At 61.0% G+C, this 17472-nt stretch carries 16 protein-coding genes; 5 read left to right on the plus strand and 11 right to left on the minus strand.

What is annotated here, in order from left to right; all coding sequences use genetic code 11:
* Positions 1–48: 48 nt before the first annotated feature.
* Genes glgB through mog form a run of 3 tightly spaced genes read right to left on the minus strand, consistent with a single transcriptional unit; the run spans position 49 to position 5321 of the window.
* Complete coding sequence (gene glgB, locus AC0N03_RS00310) at positions 49–2256, minus strand: 1,4-alpha-glucan branching protein GlgB (protein WP_474286368.1); 2208 nt, start codon at positions 2254–2256, stop codon at positions 49–51.
* A 30-nt stretch (positions 2257–2286) separates the two neighbouring features.
* Positions 2287–4746: a glycogen/starch/alpha-glucan phosphorylase gene (locus AC0N03_RS00315; RefSeq protein WP_474286369.1), complete on the minus strand. Its 2460-nt coding sequence runs from the start codon at positions 4744–4746 to the stop codon at positions 2287–2289.
* Positions 4747–4790: 44 nt separating this feature from the next.
* The gene (mog, locus tag AC0N03_RS00320; protein ID WP_474286370.1) at positions 4791–5321 is read right to left on the minus strand and encodes a molybdopterin adenylyltransferase; all 531 of its coding nucleotides are present in this window, start codon (positions 5319–5321) and stop codon (positions 4791–4793) included.
* Between the two features lie 254 nt (positions 5322–5575).
* On the opposite strand from mog, the gene AC0N03_RS00325 reads away from it, so the two are divergent.
* Complete coding sequence (locus AC0N03_RS00325; protein WP_474286371.1) at positions 5576–6586, plus strand: complex I NDUFA9 subunit family protein; 1011 nt, start codon at positions 5576–5578, stop codon at positions 6584–6586.
* Positions 6587–6667: 81 nt separating this feature from the next.
* On the opposite strand, the gene AC0N03_RS00330 is transcribed toward AC0N03_RS00325, so the two are convergent.
* The 6 genes from AC0N03_RS00330 to rpmI all read right to left on the minus strand — a co-directional run bounded on the left by AC0N03_RS00330 (position 6668) and on the right by rpmI (position 11930).
* A complete protein-coding gene (locus AC0N03_RS00330; protein ID WP_474286372.1) occupies positions 6668–7417 on the minus strand; it encodes an LOG family protein in 750 nt (249 codons plus the stop codon).
* Positions 7414–9840: a phenylalanine--tRNA ligase subunit beta gene (pheT, locus tag AC0N03_RS00335; protein WP_474287193.1), complete on the minus strand. Its 2427-nt coding sequence runs from the start codon at positions 9838–9840 to the stop codon at positions 7414–7416. Before pheT ends, AC0N03_RS00330 begins: the two co-directional genes overlap by 4 nt.
* Before the next feature lie 41 nt (positions 9841–9881).
* The gene (locus tag AC0N03_RS00340; protein WP_474286373.1) at positions 9882–10031 is read right to left on the minus strand and encodes a hypothetical protein; all 150 of its coding nucleotides are present in this window, start codon (positions 10029–10031) and stop codon (positions 9882–9884) included.
* 91 nt (positions 10032–10122) lie between these two features.
* A complete protein-coding gene (pheS, locus tag AC0N03_RS00345) occupies positions 10123–11205 on the minus strand; it encodes a phenylalanine--tRNA ligase subunit alpha (RefSeq protein ID WP_474286374.1) in 1083 nt (360 codons plus the stop codon).
* A gap of 113 nt (positions 11206–11318) precedes the next feature.
* Positions 11319–11684, minus strand: coding sequence for a 50S ribosomal protein L20 (gene rplT, locus AC0N03_RS00350; RefSeq protein WP_474286375.1), 366 nt, complete (start codon positions 11682–11684; stop codon positions 11319–11321).
* Positions 11685–11729: 45 nt separating this feature from the next.
* Complete coding sequence (gene rpmI / locus AC0N03_RS00355) at positions 11730–11930, minus strand: 50S ribosomal protein L35 (RefSeq protein WP_474287194.1); 201 nt, start codon at positions 11928–11930, stop codon at positions 11730–11732.
* A gap of 321 nt (positions 11931–12251) precedes the next feature.
* Here rpmI and rpsO point away from each other — a divergent pair, with 321 nt between their 5' ends.
* Both rpsO and pnp read left to right on the plus strand, forming a co-directional pair.
* Positions 12252–12521 carry a 30S ribosomal protein S15 gene (gene rpsO, locus AC0N03_RS00360; RefSeq protein WP_474286376.1) on the plus strand — a complete coding sequence of 90 codons (270 nt, stop codon included), beginning with the start codon at positions 12252–12254 and terminating at the stop codon, positions 12519–12521.
* 155 nt (positions 12522–12676) lie between these two features.
* Entirely contained in the window at positions 12677–14809 is a 2133-nt protein-coding gene (gene pnp / locus AC0N03_RS00365; protein WP_474286377.1) for a polyribonucleotide nucleotidyltransferase, read from the plus strand.
* 95 nt (positions 14810–14904) lie between these two features.
* On the opposite strand, the gene AC0N03_RS00370 is transcribed toward pnp, so the two are convergent.
* Positions 14905–15354, minus strand: a complete 450-nt coding sequence (locus AC0N03_RS00370) for a Crp/Fnr family transcriptional regulator (protein ID WP_474286378.1) — start codon at positions 15352–15354, stop codon at positions 14905–14907.
* Between the two features lie 39 nt (positions 15355–15393).
* The gene (locus tag AC0N03_RS00375; RefSeq protein ID WP_474286379.1) at positions 15394–16080 is read right to left on the minus strand and encodes a response regulator transcription factor; all 687 of its coding nucleotides are present in this window, start codon (positions 16078–16080) and stop codon (positions 15394–15396) included.
* Between the two features lie 188 nt (positions 16081–16268).
* Between AC0N03_RS00375 and AC0N03_RS00380 the strand changes: the two genes are divergently transcribed.
* Both AC0N03_RS00380 and AC0N03_RS00385 read left to right on the plus strand, forming a co-directional pair.
* Entirely contained in the window at positions 16269–16808 is a 540-nt protein-coding gene (locus AC0N03_RS00380; RefSeq protein WP_474286380.1) for a L,D-transpeptidase family protein, read from the plus strand.
* Entirely contained in the window at positions 16805–17470 is a 666-nt protein-coding gene (locus AC0N03_RS00385) for an HAD family hydrolase (RefSeq protein WP_474286381.1), read from the plus strand. The genes AC0N03_RS00380 and AC0N03_RS00385 overlap by 4 nt, the downstream gene beginning before the upstream one ends.
* The last annotated feature ends 2 nt before the right edge of the window (positions 17471–17472 follow it).

Consider the following 17472-nt stretch of genomic DNA (forward strand, 5'->3'; position numbering starts at 1 on the left):
CTCTTGTTGTAAGGGCCGGACTCTGTGTTCCGTGCCGTCGCTGGTTTGTTATTCCGTGGCTGGTTCGAACAGGAAATAGAGGGTTGCAAGCGGGGGGATAAGAATCTCGGCGCTGGCCGGCAGGCCATGGGACGGCGTGTCGCCGGCGATCACGGCGCCATGATTGCCCAGATTGCCGCCGCCATAGATGGCCGCATCGCTGTTGAGAATTTCGCGCCAGCGCCCGGCCTTCGGAAAGCCGAGACGATAGGGCGTGCGCGGAACGGGCGTGAAATTACTGACAACCACGATCGGTATGCCTGCGCCATCCTTGCGCAGGAAAGCGTAGACCGATTGTTCGCTGTCGTCGGCGACAAGCCATGAAAAACAGTCGGCCTCGCAGTCCAGCGCGTGCAGTTGCGGGTTTTCGCGGTAGATATGGTTGAGGTCGCGCACCAGCAGTTGCACGCCGCGGTGGCTTTGTGCCTGCGCCTCGTGCCAATCGAGGCTCTGGCGGAAGTTCCATTCGCCGCGCTGGGCGAATTCCTGCCCCATGAACAGCAGTTTCTTGCCAGGATGCGCCCACATGAAGCCATAATAGGCCCGCAGACCGGCGAATTTCTGCCAGTCGTCGCCCGCCATTTTGGACAGGAGCGAGCCCTTGCCATGCACCACTTCGTCGTGGCTCAGCGGCAGAACAAAATTTTCGGAAAAGGCATAAAGCAGGCCGAAAGTCATCTTGTGGTGGTGATATTTGCGGTAAACCGGATCGAGCGCCATATATTCCAGCGTATCGTGCATCCAGCCCATGTTCCACTTGAAGCCAAATCCGAGGCCGCCATTGTAGACCGGCTGGGAGACGCCGGGCCAGGCGGTGGATTCCTCGGCGATGGTCATGACGCCGGGATGCGCGGCATAGACCAGTTCGTTGAAGCGGCGCAGAAAGGCCACGGCCTCATAATTCTCGTTGCCGCCATCCTTGTTGGGCAGCCATTCGCCCGCCGGGCGCGAATAATCGAGGTACAGCATCGAGGCCACGGCATCGACGCGCAGCGCATCCACATGAAAGGCCTCAAGCCAGTAGAGCGCGTTGCTGGCCAGAAAGTTGGTCACTTCCGAACGGCCGAAATCATAGATCGCCGTGTTCCAGTCCGGATGAAAGCCGCGGCGCGGGTCCGAATGTTCATAAAGGGCCGTGCCGTCGAAATTGGACAGGCCATGAATATCGGTCGGAAAATGCGCCGGAACCCAGTCGAGGATGACGCCTAGCCCCGCCTGATGCGCCCTGTCGATCAGGCGTGCGAAGCCCGCCGGGTCGCCGAAGCGCCGCGTCGGGGCAAAAAGCCCGATAGGCTGGTAGCCCCAGCTGTCGTCGAGCGGATGTTCGGATATGGGCAAAAGTTCGATATGCGTGAAGCCCATCCACAAGACATAGGGAATCAACTGGTCGGCGATTTCATCATAGGTGAGAAAATCGCCGCGCTCGTTCCGCCGCCAGGAGCCAGGATGCACCTCGTAGACGGACATGGGCTGGCGGCGCGGGTCCTTCTGGCCGCGCTGTTCCATATATTCGGCATCCTGCCAGCCATAGGGGCGGGAACTGGTCACGACCGAGCCGGTGGCCGGCCGCATTTCGGCGGCAAAGCCGACAGGGTCCGCCTTCATGGGCAATATGCCGCCATGTGCGCCGATCAGTTCATATTTGTAGACCGCGCCGGGCCGGATATCAGGAATGAAGATTTCCCAGCAGCCGGAGTCGGCTCGCTTGCGCATCATGGCGCGGCGCGAATCCCAGCCGTTGAAATCGCCGACGACCGAGACGCGCTGGGCCGAGGGCGCCCAGAGTGCGAAATGCACGCCGCTGACGCCCTCATGCAGGCGTTCATGCGCGCCAAGCTTTTCATGAAGCGCGTGATGCGTGCCTTCCTTGACGAAATAATCGTCCATCGGGCCAAGAATGGGCGCAAAAGCATAGGTGTCGTGGAAGTCCCAGCTGACATGACCGGCGTAATGCGCGCGCAGGCGGTAGGCGAACCGCTTGCGTCCGGCCAGCAGGCCTTCAAACAAACCGGCAGGGTCAGTCTGTTCAAGCGTGCCGACAACCGCGCCCTTGTCGTCCATAACCTCAAGGCGCTGCGCATCCGCGACAAAAGCGCGGATGACGAGACCGCCGGGCGTTTCATGCGGGCCGAGCACGGCGAAAGGATCGCCGTGCCGCGCCTCCAGAATGGCCTGTCTGTGCGTGGGGCTGAGGCGCCAATCCGTAGCCGATGTCATGTTTCCACCCCGCTCTTTGTGATTATTATTTCATTTTGACGGTACGTTCCAAATTTCCGATGCATATTCACGAATGGTGCGGTCCGAGGAGAACCAGCCCACATGTGCGGTATTCCAGAGACTGGCGCGCCAGTAGCGCGCCGGATCATGCCACAACTCGTCGACACGGCGCTGCGCCGCGTAATAGGAGTCGAAATCCGCCGTCACCAGAAAATGATCCCAGTTGGTGAGCGACGTGACGATGTCGCGGAAACGCTCCGGCTCTCCCGGAGAGAACAGGCCTGATTCAATCGCCGCCATCACATCCTTGAGTATCGGCGAACCGGCGATGGTCTCGCACCCGCCCTGCCGGGCTGCCCTTACGCCTTCCACCTCCTCGGCGCGCAGGCCGAAGATGAAGATATTGTCCTCGCCCACGCGCTCATATATTTCGACATTGGCGCCGTCCATCGTGCCGATGGTCAGCGCGCCATTGAGGGCGAGTTTCATGTTGCCGGTGCCCGAGGCCTCCAGCCCGGCGGTGGAGATCTGCTCCGAGAGGTCGGCAGCGGGAATGATGGTTTCCGCGAGACTGACATTGTAATTGGCGAGAAACACCACTTTCAGACGGCCGCGGATCACGGGGTCGTTGTTCACCATATGGGCGACATCATTGGCAAGCTTGATGATCAGCTTGGCCTGATGGTAGCTTGCCGCCGCCTTGCCCGCGAAAATCTTGACACGCGGCACCCAGTCCTTGGTGGGCTGCGAGCGGATGGCGTTATAAAGCGCAATCGTCTCCAGAATGTTCAGCAGTTGGCGCTTGTATTCATGAATGCGCTTGATCTGCACATCGAAGAGCGCGCTCGTGTCGAGCTTGATCTGCATCCGGTCTAAAACGAGCTTGGCCAGCCTGTCCTTGTTGGCGCGCCGCGCTGCGATCAGCCTGTCGCGGAAGGCGGAGTCCCCGCCCAGCCGCGCGGCCTTTTCCAGCAGGCCGACATCGTCGAGCACCTTGTCGCCGCAGGCTTCGCGCAGCAGGGCAGTCAGGCCGGGATTGGCCTCGAACAGCCAGCGCCGGAACGTGATGCCATTGGTCTTGTTGGTGATGCGGTCCGGGTACAGGCTGTGAAAATCATGAAACACGGTCTTGCGCATCAGGTCAGTGTGCAGGGCCGAAACGCCGTTAACCTTATGCGAGCCCAGAAAGGCGAGATTGCCCATCCGCACGCGGCGTCCGCCGCCTTCCTCGATCAGCGAGACGGATGACATCAGACGGTCATCCGCAACGCCGCCGGCGCGCAGTCCGTCAAGATGCGCGGCATTGATCAGATAGATGATCTGCATGTGCCGCGGCAGCAGGCGCTCCATGAGTTGCACCGGCCAGGTTTCCAGCGCCTCCGGCAGAAGCGTGTGATTTGTGTAGGAGATGGTGCGGTTGGTGATGTCCCACGCCTCTTCCCAGGGCAGATGATGCACATCCACCAGAATGCGCATGAGTTCGGCCACGGCTATGGCGGGGTGCGTGTCGTTGAGCTGGATGGCGACCTTGTCGGGAAGCGAACGGATGTTTCCGTTCTGCTTCATGTGGCGGCGCAGCAGGTCGGCCAGCGAGGCGGCGGCGAAGAAATATTCCTGCCGCAGGCGCAGTTCCTGTCCCGCCGGCGTCTCATCGGATGGATAAAGCACCTTGGAAATGGATTCGGCCTTCACCTGCGCGGCCAGCGCGCCAAGGTGATCGCCGCGGTTGAAGGCGTCAAGACGCAGCGGATCGGGCGCGCGCGCCGACCAGAGGCGCAGCGTGTTGACATGATGCCCGCGCCAGCCCGCAACCGGCGTGTCATAGGCCACGGCCTCTATGGTCTCGGTCGGATTCCAGACATAGGCCACATTGCCCTGCGCATCGGGTCTGGCTTCGACGGCGCCGCCAAATCCGATGGCGTAATCGACTTCCGGACGCTCGAATTCCCAAGGATTTCCGAAAGAAAGCCAGTCTTCCGGATATTCCTTCTGCCAGCCGTCCTTGATCACCTGACGGAACAGGCCGTGGTCGTAGCGGATGCCATAGCCATAGGCCGCGACCGAGAGCGTCGCCATGCTCTCCATGAAACAGGCGGCAAGACGGCCAAGACCGCCGTTGCCCAGCGCCGCGTCGGGCTCGACATTGCGCAGCCGGTCGAGATCGACATTCAGCTCTCTGAGCGCGGCGCACATGGGTTCCGCAATGCCGATATTGGAAAGCGAGTCGAACAGCAGGCGGCCGATCAGAAATTCCAGGCTGAGATAATAGACGCGCTTGGTCTGCGCCTTGTAGGTCGCCCGGGTCGAATCCATCCAGCGCGCCACCACGTGATCGCGCGTGACAAGCGCTGTCGCCACGAACCAGTCGCGCTCGCTGGCCACCACCGGGTCCTTGCCGACAGCCGAGACAAGCTTGGCAAGCACGGCATCCCGCAGCCCTGCTACGGTCTGATCGGAAGATATTTCTGTAATTGTCTGGCTTTGGGTCAAAGTGGCCTCATCTGGAGGAGAAAAATGTCGGCTCTGCCGGACTTTCAGCTTTTTGGGCGAAAGGCCTGACAGAATTCAGGCCGCGTTTCGAGGCGCGGCCCGCCGATAAGGTCGATGCAGTAAGGCACGGCGGCAAAGACGGCATCAAGGCAGGTGCGGATCGCACTTGGCTTGCCCGGCAGATTGATGATCAGCGATTTGCCGCGCGTGCCTGCCAGCTGGCGTGAGAGAATGGCGGTTGGAACTTCCCTGAGGCTTGCCAGACGCATCGCCTCACCAAAACCATGCAATTCGCGCTCAATGGCCGCGCGCGTCGCCTCCGGCGTGACATCGCGCGGGGCAGGGCCGGTGCCGCCCGTGGTCAGGATCAGCGGACAGCCCTGCACATCCGCCAGTTCGATGATCGCCGTGGTGATCTCGCCCTGTTCGTCGGGCACGATGCGCCGCTCCGGGTGCCAGTCGCTGGCCAGCAACTCGGCCAGGGCAGCCTCAATCCCCGGTCCGCCCTTGTCCTGATACACGCCGCGATAGGCGCGATCCGAGATCGTGAGGATGCCGATGGGAATGCTGGACATTGTTCCCCTTTCGCGAGCGTTCGCCTGTTATTGGCTATAAGAGCGCGAGTTTGCGCTCCTGTAAACTCCCTAAACCGCTTTAAATTGCTTCTTCGTCCGGTTGCGCGCGTGAGAGTCGTGATTTTGCGGCGGCTGTTGCCCTTACGGGACGGCATTTTTCCGCATACAGGCGCCGGGTGTGCATTTTGCCGCCTATACATTTTCAGTGAATTTAGCTATGGATCGGCGCAAATCTGTTCAATGGGGATAAACGCATGACTGCCCTTATGCCGAATGAAATGCCGCGCCTTGTCACCATTTTCGGCGGCTCCGGTTTCGTTGGCCGCCATCTGGTGCGTGCCTTCGCCCGCAAGGGCTGGCGGGTGCGCGTCGCCGTGCGGCGGCCGGATCTGGCCTTTCATCTCCAGCCGCTGGGCGTTGTGGGGCAGATTCAGGCCGTGCAGGCCAATGTCCGCTATCCCGCCTCCATTGCCAAGGCGATGGAAGGGTCCGACCTTGTCATCAATCTTGTTGGCCTGCTGACCCAGTCCGGCCGGCAGAGCTTCGAGGCCGTGCAGGTCTTCGGCGCCCGCGCCATCGCCCGTGCTGCTGCGGCGGCCGGTGTTCCGGCGCTCATTCACATGTCGACCATCGGCGCCGATGCCAATTCCGCCTCGCACGCCGCATCCAGCCGCGCGCGCGGCGAGGCTGCCGTGCTTGAGGCCTTTCCAAATGCCATCATCACACGCGCTTCGGTGATCTTCGGGCCGGAGGACACATTCTTCAACCGTTTCGCCACTCTCGCCCGCATACTGCCCGCATTGCCGCTGATTGGCGGCGGCGAGACAAAGTTTCAGCCGGTTTTCGTCGGCGATATTGCCGAGGCTATGGTGCGCCTTGCGGAAGGGCAGGGCAAGCCGGGCAGCATTTACGAATTCGGCGGGCCGGAAGTGGTCAGCTTTAAGGATCTGATGCGCTATGTTCTCGCGCAAACCGAGCGCAGCCGCCTGCTTGTGCCGGTGCCTTTCGCGCTGGCCAGAGTCATGGCGCTTGCCACCGAAATCGCCAGCACCGTTTCGCTGGGCCTGCTGCCAGCCGAATTTCTCACCACGCGCGATCAGGTGACGTTGCTCAAATCTGACAATGTCGTCTCGCCGCAGGCCGAAACTGCAGGGCTGACATTGCGCGGGCTTGGCTTGATCCCGACGTCCTATGAAGCCATTGCGCCGGCCTATCTGCAGCGGTATCGCAAGGGTGGTGAATTCGACCGCAAGCGGGTCGTTTGATGTAAGCTCCGCCGCATCCGGGCAAAATCAACTCCCTCTCGCCCGCGCGAGCGGGAGTTGATGGGTGCTAAATGCACTTATTCATGCCTGACTGCGGTGCTGCGAGATCACGGCCCAGGCGTCCTCAGCCGTATCGACGATGTGAAAAAGCTCCAGATCGTCCGCCGACACCATTCCGGCCTCGACAAGCCGCTCGAAACCGATGATGGCGTGCCAGTAATCCTTATCGAAAAGAATGATAGGGATCGGCTGCATCTTGTGAGTCTGGACCAGCGTCATCACTTCGAACAATTCGTCGAATGTGCCAAATCCGCCGGGAAAGGCGATAAGCGCGCTGGCCCGCATGGCGAAGTGCATCTTGCGCATCGCGAAATAATGAAACTGGAACGTGAGTTCCGGCGTCGAATAGGCGTTCGGCACCTGCTCGTGCGGCAGCGTGATATTGAGGCCGATAGAGGGCGCACCGCAATCGGTGGCGCCGCGATTAGCAGCTTCCATGATGCCCGGCCCGCCGCCGGTGCAGATGACATTGCGGCGCATGCCGTTGCGCAGGCTGAGCGCGCCGCCACGCTCCGAGACAATCCGCGAGAAACGCCGTGCCTCCTCATACCAGAAGGCCTGACGGCCTGGCCCGTCCTCGCGCACGCGGGCCGAACCGAACACCACGACGGTGGAGGCAATGCCCCAGTGGCGCATCGCCTCTTCGGTCTTTTCATATTCGAGCTGAAAGCGCAGCCCGCGCATGGAATCACCCAGCAGAAAATCCTGATCCATCGCCGCCAGCCGGTAGGACGGCGAATTCAGTTGCAGATCAGGTTCCGGCTTGGTCATGCGCGCAGGACTCCTCCAGTCTTTTTGGCGACGTCGGCCACCACTTTCGCGGCCAGCGTATCCAGTTCGACATCTGTCAGCGTCTTGTCCTTCGGCTGGATGGTCAGCGCTATAGCCACCGACTTCTTGCCCGCCGGAATGCCGGCCCCGGCATAAATGTCGAAGACGCGGCCATCGGCGATAAGCGTGCGATCGGCGCTCTGCGCCACTTTCAGCACGTCGCCGGCCGCGACATGCGCGTCGACGACAAAGGCGAAATCCCGCTCCAGCGGCATCAGTTCGCTCAGCACAAGCTTCGGCTTGACCTTTGTCGGTCTGGCCTTGGGCGCGGGGATCTTGTCGAGGTAAATCTCGAAGCCGCACAATGGGCCCGAAATATCCAGCGCCTCAAGCGCCGCCGGATGAAGTTCGCCGAAATGACCGACGACATTCGGCCCGAAATGCAGCAATCCCGAGCGCCCCGGATGATAGAAGTCCGGCGCCTTGGCTGAAATCTGCAGCCCGCCGGTCGCGACACCAAGGCTTGCGAGCAGGCTCAGCGCATCGGCCTTGGCGTCGAACACGTCGACAGCCCCCGAATTGCCGCTCCAGTGGCGGCCGGCGCCATTAGGCCGCGCCGTGCCGTGCCGTACGGCGCTGGCGGCGATCAGCTGGCCGTTTTCGGTATCGTCCCTGAAAACCTGCCCCACCTCGAACAGCGCGACATCGCCCATGCCGCGGTCGGCATTGCGCCCCGCGGCGGCAAGCAGGCCCGGCAGCAGCGAGGGCCGCATGTCGGAAAGCTCGGCCGCAATCGGGTTGGCGAGCGAGAGTTCCGGCGCGCCGCCGCCAAAGAGCCTTGCCTGTTCCTTCGAGATGAAGGACCATGTCACGGCCTCGATCAGCCCGCGCGCTGCCAGCGCCCGGCGCGCGCCGCGGGTGCGCTTTTGCAGCAGGGTGAGAACAGGTTTCGGCACTGATGTCTCAAGCCGCGGCAGCGGTGTCGGCACAACACGCTCAATTCCGGCGATCCGGATGATTTCCTCGACAATATCGGCCTTGCCCTCGATGTCCGGGCGCCAGCTCGGCGCCGTCACCTCAGCTGTTTCTCCGGCTTGCCGCACGCCGAAGCCAAGTTTTGTCAGGATGGCATTGGCTTCGCCCGGCTCGATATTGAGGCCGGTGAGGCGTTTCGTCTCGGCATAGGGGAAGCTGACACGTGTTTCCGGTTGCGGCACCTTGCCGGCAACGACGAGATCCGATGGCGTGCCGCCGCAGATGTCGAGCACAAGCCGGGTCGCCATTTCCGCGCCCGGCACACAGAAGGCCGGGTCGATGCCGCGCTCGAAACGATAGCGCGCATCGGAAATGATGCCCAGATTGCGGCCGGTGCGGGCAATATTGGCCGGGTCCCACAGCGCCGATTCGATAAGCACATCGGTGGTGTTTTCGTCGCAGCCCGAGGCTTCGCCGCCCATGATGCCGGCGATGCTTTCCACGCCCTTGTCATCGGCGATAACCACCATGTTCTCGTCCAGCGCATAGGTCTTGCCGTCCAGCGCGACGATCTCTTCGCCGGATCTGCCCTTCCGCACATGCAGGTTGCCCGTAACCTTACCCGCATCAAAGACATGCAGCGGGCGGCCCTGATCGAAGGTCATGTAATTGGTGATATCCACCAGCGCGGAGATGGGCCGCAGGCCGATGGCGCGCAGGCGCTTCTGCATCCACTCCGGCGAGGGGCCGTTTTTGACGCCGCGCACAAGGCGCAGGGCGAAAGCGGGCGCAAGGTGCGGCGCAACGTCGAGCTTTACGGAAACGGGGCAGGGGAAGGCGCCGTTCACGGCAGGAATGTGCTGCGCTTTGAGTGTGCCAAGTCCGGCGGCGGCCAGATCGCGCGCTATGCCGTAAATGCTGGTGGCATCGGGCCGGTTGGGCGTGAGGTTGATGTCAATGACCGGATCATTGAGGCCGAGATAATCGCCGAAGGCCATGCCGACCGGCGCGTCGGCGGGCAGATCGATAATGCCGTTATGATCGGTGGAAAGCTCAAGCTCTGCCTCCGAGCACAGCATGCCGTTGGATTCGACGCCGCGGATGACGCCTTTGGCCAATGTGATGTTCTTGCCCGGAATATAGGTGCCTGCGGGGGAGAACACGCTTTTCATGCCGGCTCTGGCGTTGGGCGCGCCGCAGACCACCTGAACCGGCGTGCCCGAGCCGTCATCGACCATGCAGACACGCAGCTTATCGGCATTGGGGTGCTTCTCCGCCGAAATCACATAAGCGATGGAAAAACCACGCACCTTGGCGGCGGGGTCTTCAATGCCCTCGACCTCAAGGCCGATCTTGGTGAGTGTGGCGACAATCTCCTCGAGTGAGGCATGGGTGTCGAGGTGCTGCTTGAGCCAGGAGAGAGTGAGTTTCATGTGGTCTTTTCTGATATCGCAACAAATTGAACGATGGTCGCTATAATTTCTGTTCCTTACGGAAGAAGCACCCGCTCCGCCCGCGATTTCTCGCCGCGCGAGATGCTGACCATGCTGATGTCTTCGTCAGCTTCCGGCCAGTGAACGCCCATTGGCATAAATTCCACCTTGCGGCTGTCTTTTAGTCCGATGTGCGAAACAGTCATTTCATACAAGCCTTTTGCATTCTTAACCGCGCTGCCCCCCTCGCCCCGCTCGCGGGGAGAGGGTTGGGGTGAGGGGCCGGGTCTGTCGCCGCTAGCTGCTCAAGCCCCCCGCCAGACTTGGCAGATCCAGCGGCCGGAAACCGTAATGCGAGAGCCAGCGCACATCCGCCTCGAAGAAGGGGCGCAGGTCCGGCATTCCATATTTCAGCATGGCGATGCGGTCGATGCCCATGCCCCAGGCAAAGCCCTGATATTCGTCCGGGTCGAGGCCGCAATTGCGGATCACATTGGGGTGCACCATGCCGCAGCCCAAGATTTCCAGCCAGTCGCTGCCTTCGCCAAAGCGGATCTCTCCTCCCTTGCGCGAGCATTGGATATCCACTTCCATCGACGGCTCGGTGAAGGGGAAGAAGCTGGGGCGGAACTGCATGGTCACGCCCGGCACCTCAAAAAAGGCCTTGCAGAATTCTTCCAGAATCCATTTGAGCTGGCCCATATGGGCGCCCTTGTCGATGACGAGGCCCTCAACCTGATGAAACATCGGCGTATGGGTCTGATCGGAGTCGCAGCGATAGGTACGCCCCGGGCAGATAACGCGGATCGGCGGCTTATTCGCCAGCATGGTGCGCACCTGCACGGGGCTGGTGTGCGTGCGCAGCAGCTTGCGGGTGCCGTCGGCGGCAGGGTTGAAAAAGAACGTGTCGTGCATTTCGCGCGCCGGATGGCCGGGCGGGAAATTCAGCTTGGTGAAATTGTAGTCGTCGGTCTCGACATCCGGCCCCTCGGCAATGGCAAAGCCCATGTCCGCGAAAATGGCGGTGAGTTCGTCCATGACCTGCGAGATGGGATGGATGCGCCCGGTCTCCAGCCCGCTCTCGCGCGGCGTAAGGCTGATGTCCACAGTCTCGCGCGCGAGGCGCGCTTCCAGCGCTGCGGCCTTGAGCGTGGCTTTGCGCGCACCCAGCGCGTCGCTGACCTTGTCTTTCAGCGCATTGATGGCCGCGCCCTGCACCTTGCGCTCTTCGGGCGACATCTTGCCCAGAGTGGCAAGCAGCGCGGACAGCGAGCCCTTTTTCCCCAATGCGCCAACCCGTACGCTTTCCAGCGCGGGTTCGTCCGGCGCGGCGGCGATAGCGGCGAGAAGTTCGGCTTCCAGAACAGATAAATCGGACATGAGACCTCAGCGAGCAAATGCGCACCGCTTTTGCCATGCGGACAGGAAAATGTCGAGACAACAAAAAGCCCGCCTTGCGGGCGGGCTATTGAAAATATGGATTGCAGCAAAGCTTATGCCGCAACCGGAAGCGCGGCCTTTGCCTTTTCGACGATTGCGGCAAACGCAGCCGGTTCCGAGATTGCGAGATCCGAGAGAACCTTGCGGTCGATGGTGATGCCGGCCAGATCGAGGCCGTTGATGAACTTGCTGTAGGTGATGCCGAATTCACGCACCGCGCCGTTGAGACGCTGGATCCACAGCGAGCGGATCGTCCGCTTCTTGACCTTGCGGTCGCGGGTCGCATATTGCATCGAACGATCGACGGCGGCCTTGGCGGCGCGGATCGTATTCTTGCGGCGTCCGTAGAAGCCCTTGGCGGCCTTGAAAACTTTTTTGTGCTTGGCGTGGGATGTTACACCCCGTTTGACGCGTGCCATAGATGATCTCCAAATTCAGATGTTAGACAAGGTTCCAGGAACGGTTCAGCCGTTCGGCAGGAAATATTTCTTGATGTTGTCACCATCCGTCTTGAAGAGGATGTTGGTGCCGCGCTTGTTGCGGATCTGCTTTTTGGTACGCTTGATCATGCCATGGCGCTTGCCGGCCTGTGCATAGACAACTTTGCCGGTGCCGGTGATTTTAAAGCGCTTCTTCGCGCCCGATTTCGTCTTCAACTTGGGCATTTTGCTCATCCTTTGCAAAGATCCTTGCGGATCAGTTGGGTTTTCAGCCGCTTGCGCAGCTGTTCGTCTCATCGCGAGCGAAACATCCGCCACGGCAGCCCTTATCAGCCGGTCGGATAGAAGGCGCGTCATTAGAGGAAAATGCAGGCAAAGGCAAGGGGGAAGGGGCAAAGATTCATTTTCCCTTTCATTTCCGGCATATTGCTGTATAAGCACCGAAGTTTTCAAGACTGAAGACAGCCGCGCCCGCTGACCTTTCACTGGACGACATCCCGGATTGGCCGGACAGCGCGGCAGAACCCTAACTATAAGGATTACCCGATGTCGATTACCGCAGAGCGCAAGCAGGCGCTGATCAAGGAATATGCCACCAAGGCCGGCGATACCGGTTCGCCGGAAGTGCAGGTGGCCATTCTCACTGAGCGCATCAACAATCTTACCGGCCATTTCAAGAGCCACGTCAAGGATAACCATTCCCGCCGCGGCCTCCTGAAGCTGGTTTCGCAGCGCCGCTCGCTGCTGGATTATGTCAAGGCTCAGGATGAGGCGCGCTACAAGGGCCTGATCGAACGCCTCGGCATCCGCCGCTAAACGGTAAAAATTTGAGAGCGGCGGCATGGGGCTGCCGCTCTTTCTTTAACAAGCATCGTCATGGCAGGATCGCAAGACACTCTGACCCCGGTTTAAACCGCTCCGGAGTGCCTCGCCGTCTTGCACATGGCGTTTATCCACGAAAGCAAAGACACATGTTCGATATACAACGCGAAGTCATTGAATGGGCGGGCCGCAAGCTCACGCTCGAGACCGGCAAGATTGCCCGTCAGGCCGATGGCGCCGTTCTGGCCACCTATGGCGAAACCACCGTGCTGGCCACGGTCGTCTCGGCCAAGGCTCCGAAGCCGGGTCAGGATTTCTTCCCGCTCACCGTCAATTATCAGGAAAAGGCCTTTGCCGCCGGACGCATTCCGGGTGGCTATTTCAAGCGCGAAGGCCGCCCCTCCGAAAAAGAGACCCTCGTCTCGCGCCTCATTGACCGCCCGATCCGCCCGCTTTTCCCCGACGGATACCGCAATGACACGCAGGTCATCATCACCGTTCTGAGCTATGATCTCGAGAACGATCCGGACGTGCTGTCCATGGTTGCCGCCTCGGCTGCGCTCACGCTCTCTGGTGTTCCGTTCATGGGCCCGGTGGGCGGCGCGCGCGTCGGCATGATCAATGGCGCGCTCAAGCTGAATCCCACCGTCGAGGAGATGAAGGACTCGGTGCTCGATCTCGTCGTGGCCGGCACCGCCGACGCGGTTCTTATGGTTGAGTCGGAGGCCCGCGAGCTTTCCGAAGAGACCATGCTGCAGGCCGTCATGCATGGCCACGCCGGTTTCCAGCCGGTGATCGACGCCATCATCCGCCTTGCCGAAAAGGCCGCCAAGGAGCCGCGCGATCTTGTCCTCACCGACAAATCCGAATGCGAGGCCACCGTGCGCGCCATCGCCGAGGCAGAACTGCGCGAAGCCTACAAGCTCACCGCCAAGCAGGCCCGCTATGCCGCAGTCGACGCCGTGAAGGCCAAGGTCGAGGCCGCGCTGATCCCGGCCGAGGGCGAAGCCAAGTTCTCCAAGGAAATGGTCAAGGAAGTGTTTCATGACCTGCAGGCCAAGGTCGTGCGCTGGAACGTGCTGGACACCGGCATCCGCATTGACGGACGCGACGTCCGGACGGTTCGTCCGATCGTGGCTGAAGTCGGCATTCTGCCGCGCACCCATGGCTCGGCCTTGTTCACGCGCGGCGAAACGCAGGCGCTTGTCGTCGCGACGCTCGGCACCGGCGAGGATGAGCAATATATCGACAGCCTGGATGGCACCAACAAGGAACGCTTCCTGCTGCATTACAACTTCCCTCCCTATTCGGTGGGTGAAACCGGCCGTATGGGTTCGCCCGGCCGCCGCGAGATCGGCCATGGCAAGCTGGCTTGGCGCGCCATTCATCCGATGCTTCCGACCGCCGCCGAGTTCCCCTATACGCTGCGCCTTGTCTCGGAAATCACCGAGTCGAACGGCTCATCGTCGATGGCTACCGTCTGCGGCTCGTCTCTGGCCCTGATGGATGCGGGCGTTCCGCTCAAGCGTCCCACCGCCGGCATTGCCATGGGCCTCATTCTTGAGGGCGAGCGCTTTGCGGTTCTGTCCGACATTCTGGGCGACGAGGATCACCTCGGCGACATGGATTTCAAGGTGGCCGGCACGTCGGAAGGCGTGACCTCGCTGCAGATGGACATCAAGATTGCCGGTATCACCGAAGAAATCATGAAGGTGGCGCTGGGTCAGGCCAAGGAAGGGCGCATGCACATCCTCGGCGAGATGGCCAAGGCGCTGACCGGCGCGCGCGCCGAACTCGGCGAATTCGCACCGCGCATCGAAACCATGAAGATCCCGACCGACAAGATCCGTGAAGTGATCGGCACCGGCGGTAAGGTCATTCGTGAGATCGTCGAAAAAACCGGCGCCAAGATCAATATCGAAGACGACGGCACCGTGAAGATTGCCTCCTCCGACGGCAATTCGATCAAGGCGGCGATCAACTGGATCAAGTCCATCGTGTCGGAGCCTGAAGTGGGCATGATCTACGACGGCACCGTCGTCAAGGTGACCGATTTCGGCGCGTTCGTGAATTTCTTCGGCGCCAAGGACGGCCTTGTGCATGTCTCGCAACTGGCAAAGGCGCGCGTGGCCAAGCCGTCCGACGTGGTCAAGGAAGGCGACAAGGTCAAGGTCAAGCTGATGGGCTTTGACGACCGCGGCAAGATCAAGCTTTCGATGAAGGTTGTCGATCAGGAAACCGGCGAAGACCTCGAGAACAAGGCCGAACCGGCTGCCGAATAAGATCGTCGCTGTCTGGCTCTGCTCCGGGGATTCTCCGGAGCATCGCTGTATCAGCGCTATGCGTACACGCAAAAAGGCGGCCTTCCGGTCGCCTTTTATTTTGGTTCGCTTGCGTAACGTGTGTGCAGCGCGCTCAGATCGGCGCTCAGATTCTGCGTGCGCGCGGCAAAATCCGCCAGAAGAACGGCTGCGTCCTCGGGAAATTCGTTCAGCACGCGCAAAAACAATGTGCGCGGCATCCGCAGCAGGGTGCAGGCCGTCGCCGCAATGGCGGTGGCAGGCGCGTAGGTCTGGGTGAGCAGGGCGGTTTCGCCGATCAGCGTTCCCGGCTCAAGGCGGCTTACCGGTTTACCGTTGGCCTCCATGATGATTGCGCCGTCCAGAATGAGATAGCCACCCTGGGTCGGCGTGCCTTCGTCGAACAGTACGTCATGTGCGCGCAAAATCTGCGTTTCGGCCGAAAAGGACAGAAGGCGCAGGGCATCCGTGCTCAACTGGCTGAAGAAGGGAACGCGGCGCATTCGGCGGATCAGTTCAGTCGGCATGGAGCACTTTCCGGAATTGTGTTGACGGGCGGCAGGACATCAGCTGATGAGCCGGTAGCCGCCCGGCTCCGTGATCAGGATTTTTGCGTGGGAGGGATCCGGCTCCACCTTCTGCCGCAGCCGGTAGACATGCGTTTCGAGCGTGTGCGTCGTCACCTGCGCATTATAGCCCCAGACTTCGCGCAGCAGCACCTCGCGCGAGACCGTCTGTCCGCCCGCCCGGAACAGGAATCGCAAAATCGCCGTCTCCTTTTCAGTGAGGCGAACCTTGGGGCCCTTTTCATGGATAAGGTGCTTTGAGCTTGGCTTGAACGTATAGGGGCCGATCTTCAGCAGGGCATCGTCGCTGCTTTCATGCTGGCGCAGATGCGCGCGGATGCGTGCCAGCAGGACGGCGAAGCGAAACGGCTTGGTGACATAATCATTGGCGCCGGCCTCAAGCCCCAGGACTGTGTCCGCATCCGAGGTCTGGCCGGTCAGCAATATAATGGGACCCTTGAAGCCGCTCTTACGGGCCAGCTTGACCGCCTCGCGCCCGTCCATATCCGGCAGGCCGATGTCCATGATCACGAGGTCGGGCAGGCTTTGCCGCACCTGAGCCAGGCCTGAAGCCGCCGTCGCTGCCTCGACCAGTTCAAATTCCTCGTAAAGAGCCAGTTGTTCGGCCAGCCCGCCGCGCAGCTCGTTGTCGTCATCGACGATCAATATCTTGCGAACCTGACTCATTCCCCTCGCCCTGTTTTTTCACCAAGATATGCAAAACATTGAAACATGTCACTTGCGGCTTTTAAACCGCTGCGGAGCATAACGGAAGGCGCTAGACTGCGCAAAAGCGGCACAGCCACAAAACGACCATTCACGGAGCTGTGGCGGTTGCCATATATTTGCTCAAGCGGCGGTGAAGCAGGGTTCTCGTGAAACGGCAACGAAAGAAAAAGCGCGGTTTGACGATTCTGACGGTCCGCGCGCTGTCAGGCGGGCGCACGCGCGGAATGTTGCGGGTGGGTTCCCTGCATATCCCCTGCGCACTGGGCGCCGGCGGAATAAGCCACAACAAACGAGAGGGCGACGGCTGCACGCCCGCCGGCCGCTGGCCGGTGCTGGGTGGCTATTTCCGTCCCGACCGGCTGGCGCGGCCCACCGGCTGGCTGCGTGCGGCGGCGCGCAGCATGGGCTGGTGCGATGCTTCCGGAAACCCGCTCTACAACTGCCCGGTCAGCCTGCCTTTTTCCGCATCGCATGAGGCGCTCTGGCGTGAAGATGGTGTCTATGACATTCTCGTTGTTCTGGATTATAATTTCCGCGTAAGGAAACAGCACAGGGGCAGCGCGATATTTTTTCATCTGGCGCGCGAAAATTTTTCCCCGACCGCCGGTTGTGTCGCTATAAGGCTTGCGGATATGCGGCGGCTTCTGCCCCGTCTGAGCAGAAATTGTGTGATGGTTGTGAAATGAAATCCTGTCTTCTGTTTGATATCGACGGCACGCTCACGGACAGCGATCATTATCATCATATCGCCTTCAACGCGATGCTTGAGCCCCATGACCTGCAACTGACGCGCGATGAATTCACCGCCCGAGTATCCGGGCGCAGCAATTCCGTCATCCTTGCCGACCTGCTGCCGCATCTGCCGGTGGAGGAGCATGTGGTCATGGCGGATCAGAAGGAAGCCGCCTTCCGCGAAATGGCAACCACGCTGGAGCCGCTGCCCGGCCTGCGGGCCTTGCTCGACTGGGCCGATTCGCATGGCATTCCCTGCGGAGCGGTCACCAATGCGCCGCGCGCCAATGCCGAGCACATGCTGGGCGCGCTGGGCATTATCCACCGTTTCCAGACGATTGTTCTGGCGGAGGAATTGCCGCATCAGAAGCCGCATCCCCTGCCTTATATGACCGGGCTGGAACGCCTCAACTGCGATCCGGCTTTCAGCATCGGCTTCGAGGATTCGGTTTCCGGCCTCACCTCGGCGATCAAGGCCGGTCTGACCACCATCGGCATGATGACCTCAATGCAGGATCAGGCCGTGTTGGCGACGGGCGCGCATCTGGCGGCGCGCGATTATCTCGATCCGCAATTGCTCGATCTGGTGCGCAGGACCTGCCGCGTCCAGCCCTGAGA

The organism is Methylocystis sp. sgz306128, assembly GCF_056032725.1.

Bases quoted from the DNA above. Each gene is read 5' to 3' on its own strand.
- AC0N03_RS00340 (WP_474286373.1), bottom strand. From the start codon at position 10,031: ATGACTGTTTCGCACATCGGACTAAAAGACAGCCGCAAGGTGGAATTT.
- rpmI (WP_474287194.1), bottom strand. From the start codon at position 11,930: ATGCCCAAGTTGAAGACGAAATCGGGCGCGAAGAAGCGCTTTAAAATC.
- pnp (WP_474286377.1), top strand. From the start codon at position 12,677: ATGTTCGATATACAACGCGAAGTCATTGAATGGGCGGGCCGCAAGCTC.
- AC0N03_RS00325 (WP_474286371.1), top strand. From the start codon at position 5,576: ATGACTGCCCTTATGCCGAATGAAATGCCGCGCCTTGTCACCATTTTC.
- AC0N03_RS00385 (WP_474286381.1), top strand. From the start codon at position 16,805: ATGAAATCCTGTCTTCTGTTTGATATCGACGGCACGCTCACGGACAGC.
- AC0N03_RS00330 (WP_474286372.1), bottom strand. From the start codon at position 7,417: ATGACCAAGCCGGAACCTGATCTGCAACTGAATTCGCCGTCCTACCGG.
- rpsO (WP_474286376.1), top strand. From the start codon at position 12,252: ATGTCGATTACCGCAGAGCGCAAGCAGGCGCTGATCAAGGAATATGCC.
- AC0N03_RS00370 (WP_474286378.1), bottom strand. From the start codon at position 15,354: ATGCCGACTGAACTGATCCGCCGAATGCGCCGCGTTCCCTTCTTCAGC.
- rplT (WP_474286375.1), bottom strand. From the start codon at position 11,684: ATGGCACGCGTCAAACGGGGTGTAACATCCCACGCCAAGCACAAAAAA.
- mog (WP_474286370.1), bottom strand. From the start codon at position 5,321: ATGTCCAGCATTCCCATCGGCATCCTCACGATCTCGGATCGCGCCTAT.
- pheS (WP_474286374.1), bottom strand. From the start codon at position 11,205: ATGTCCGATTTATCTGTTCTGGAAGCCGAACTTCTCGCCGCTATCGCC.
- glgB (WP_474286368.1), bottom strand. From the start codon at position 2,256: ATGACATCGGCTACGGATTGGCGCCTCAGCCCCACGCACAGACAGGCC.
- AC0N03_RS00375 (WP_474286379.1), bottom strand. From the start codon at position 16,080: ATGAGTCAGGTTCGCAAGATATTGATCGTCGATGACGACAACGAGCTG.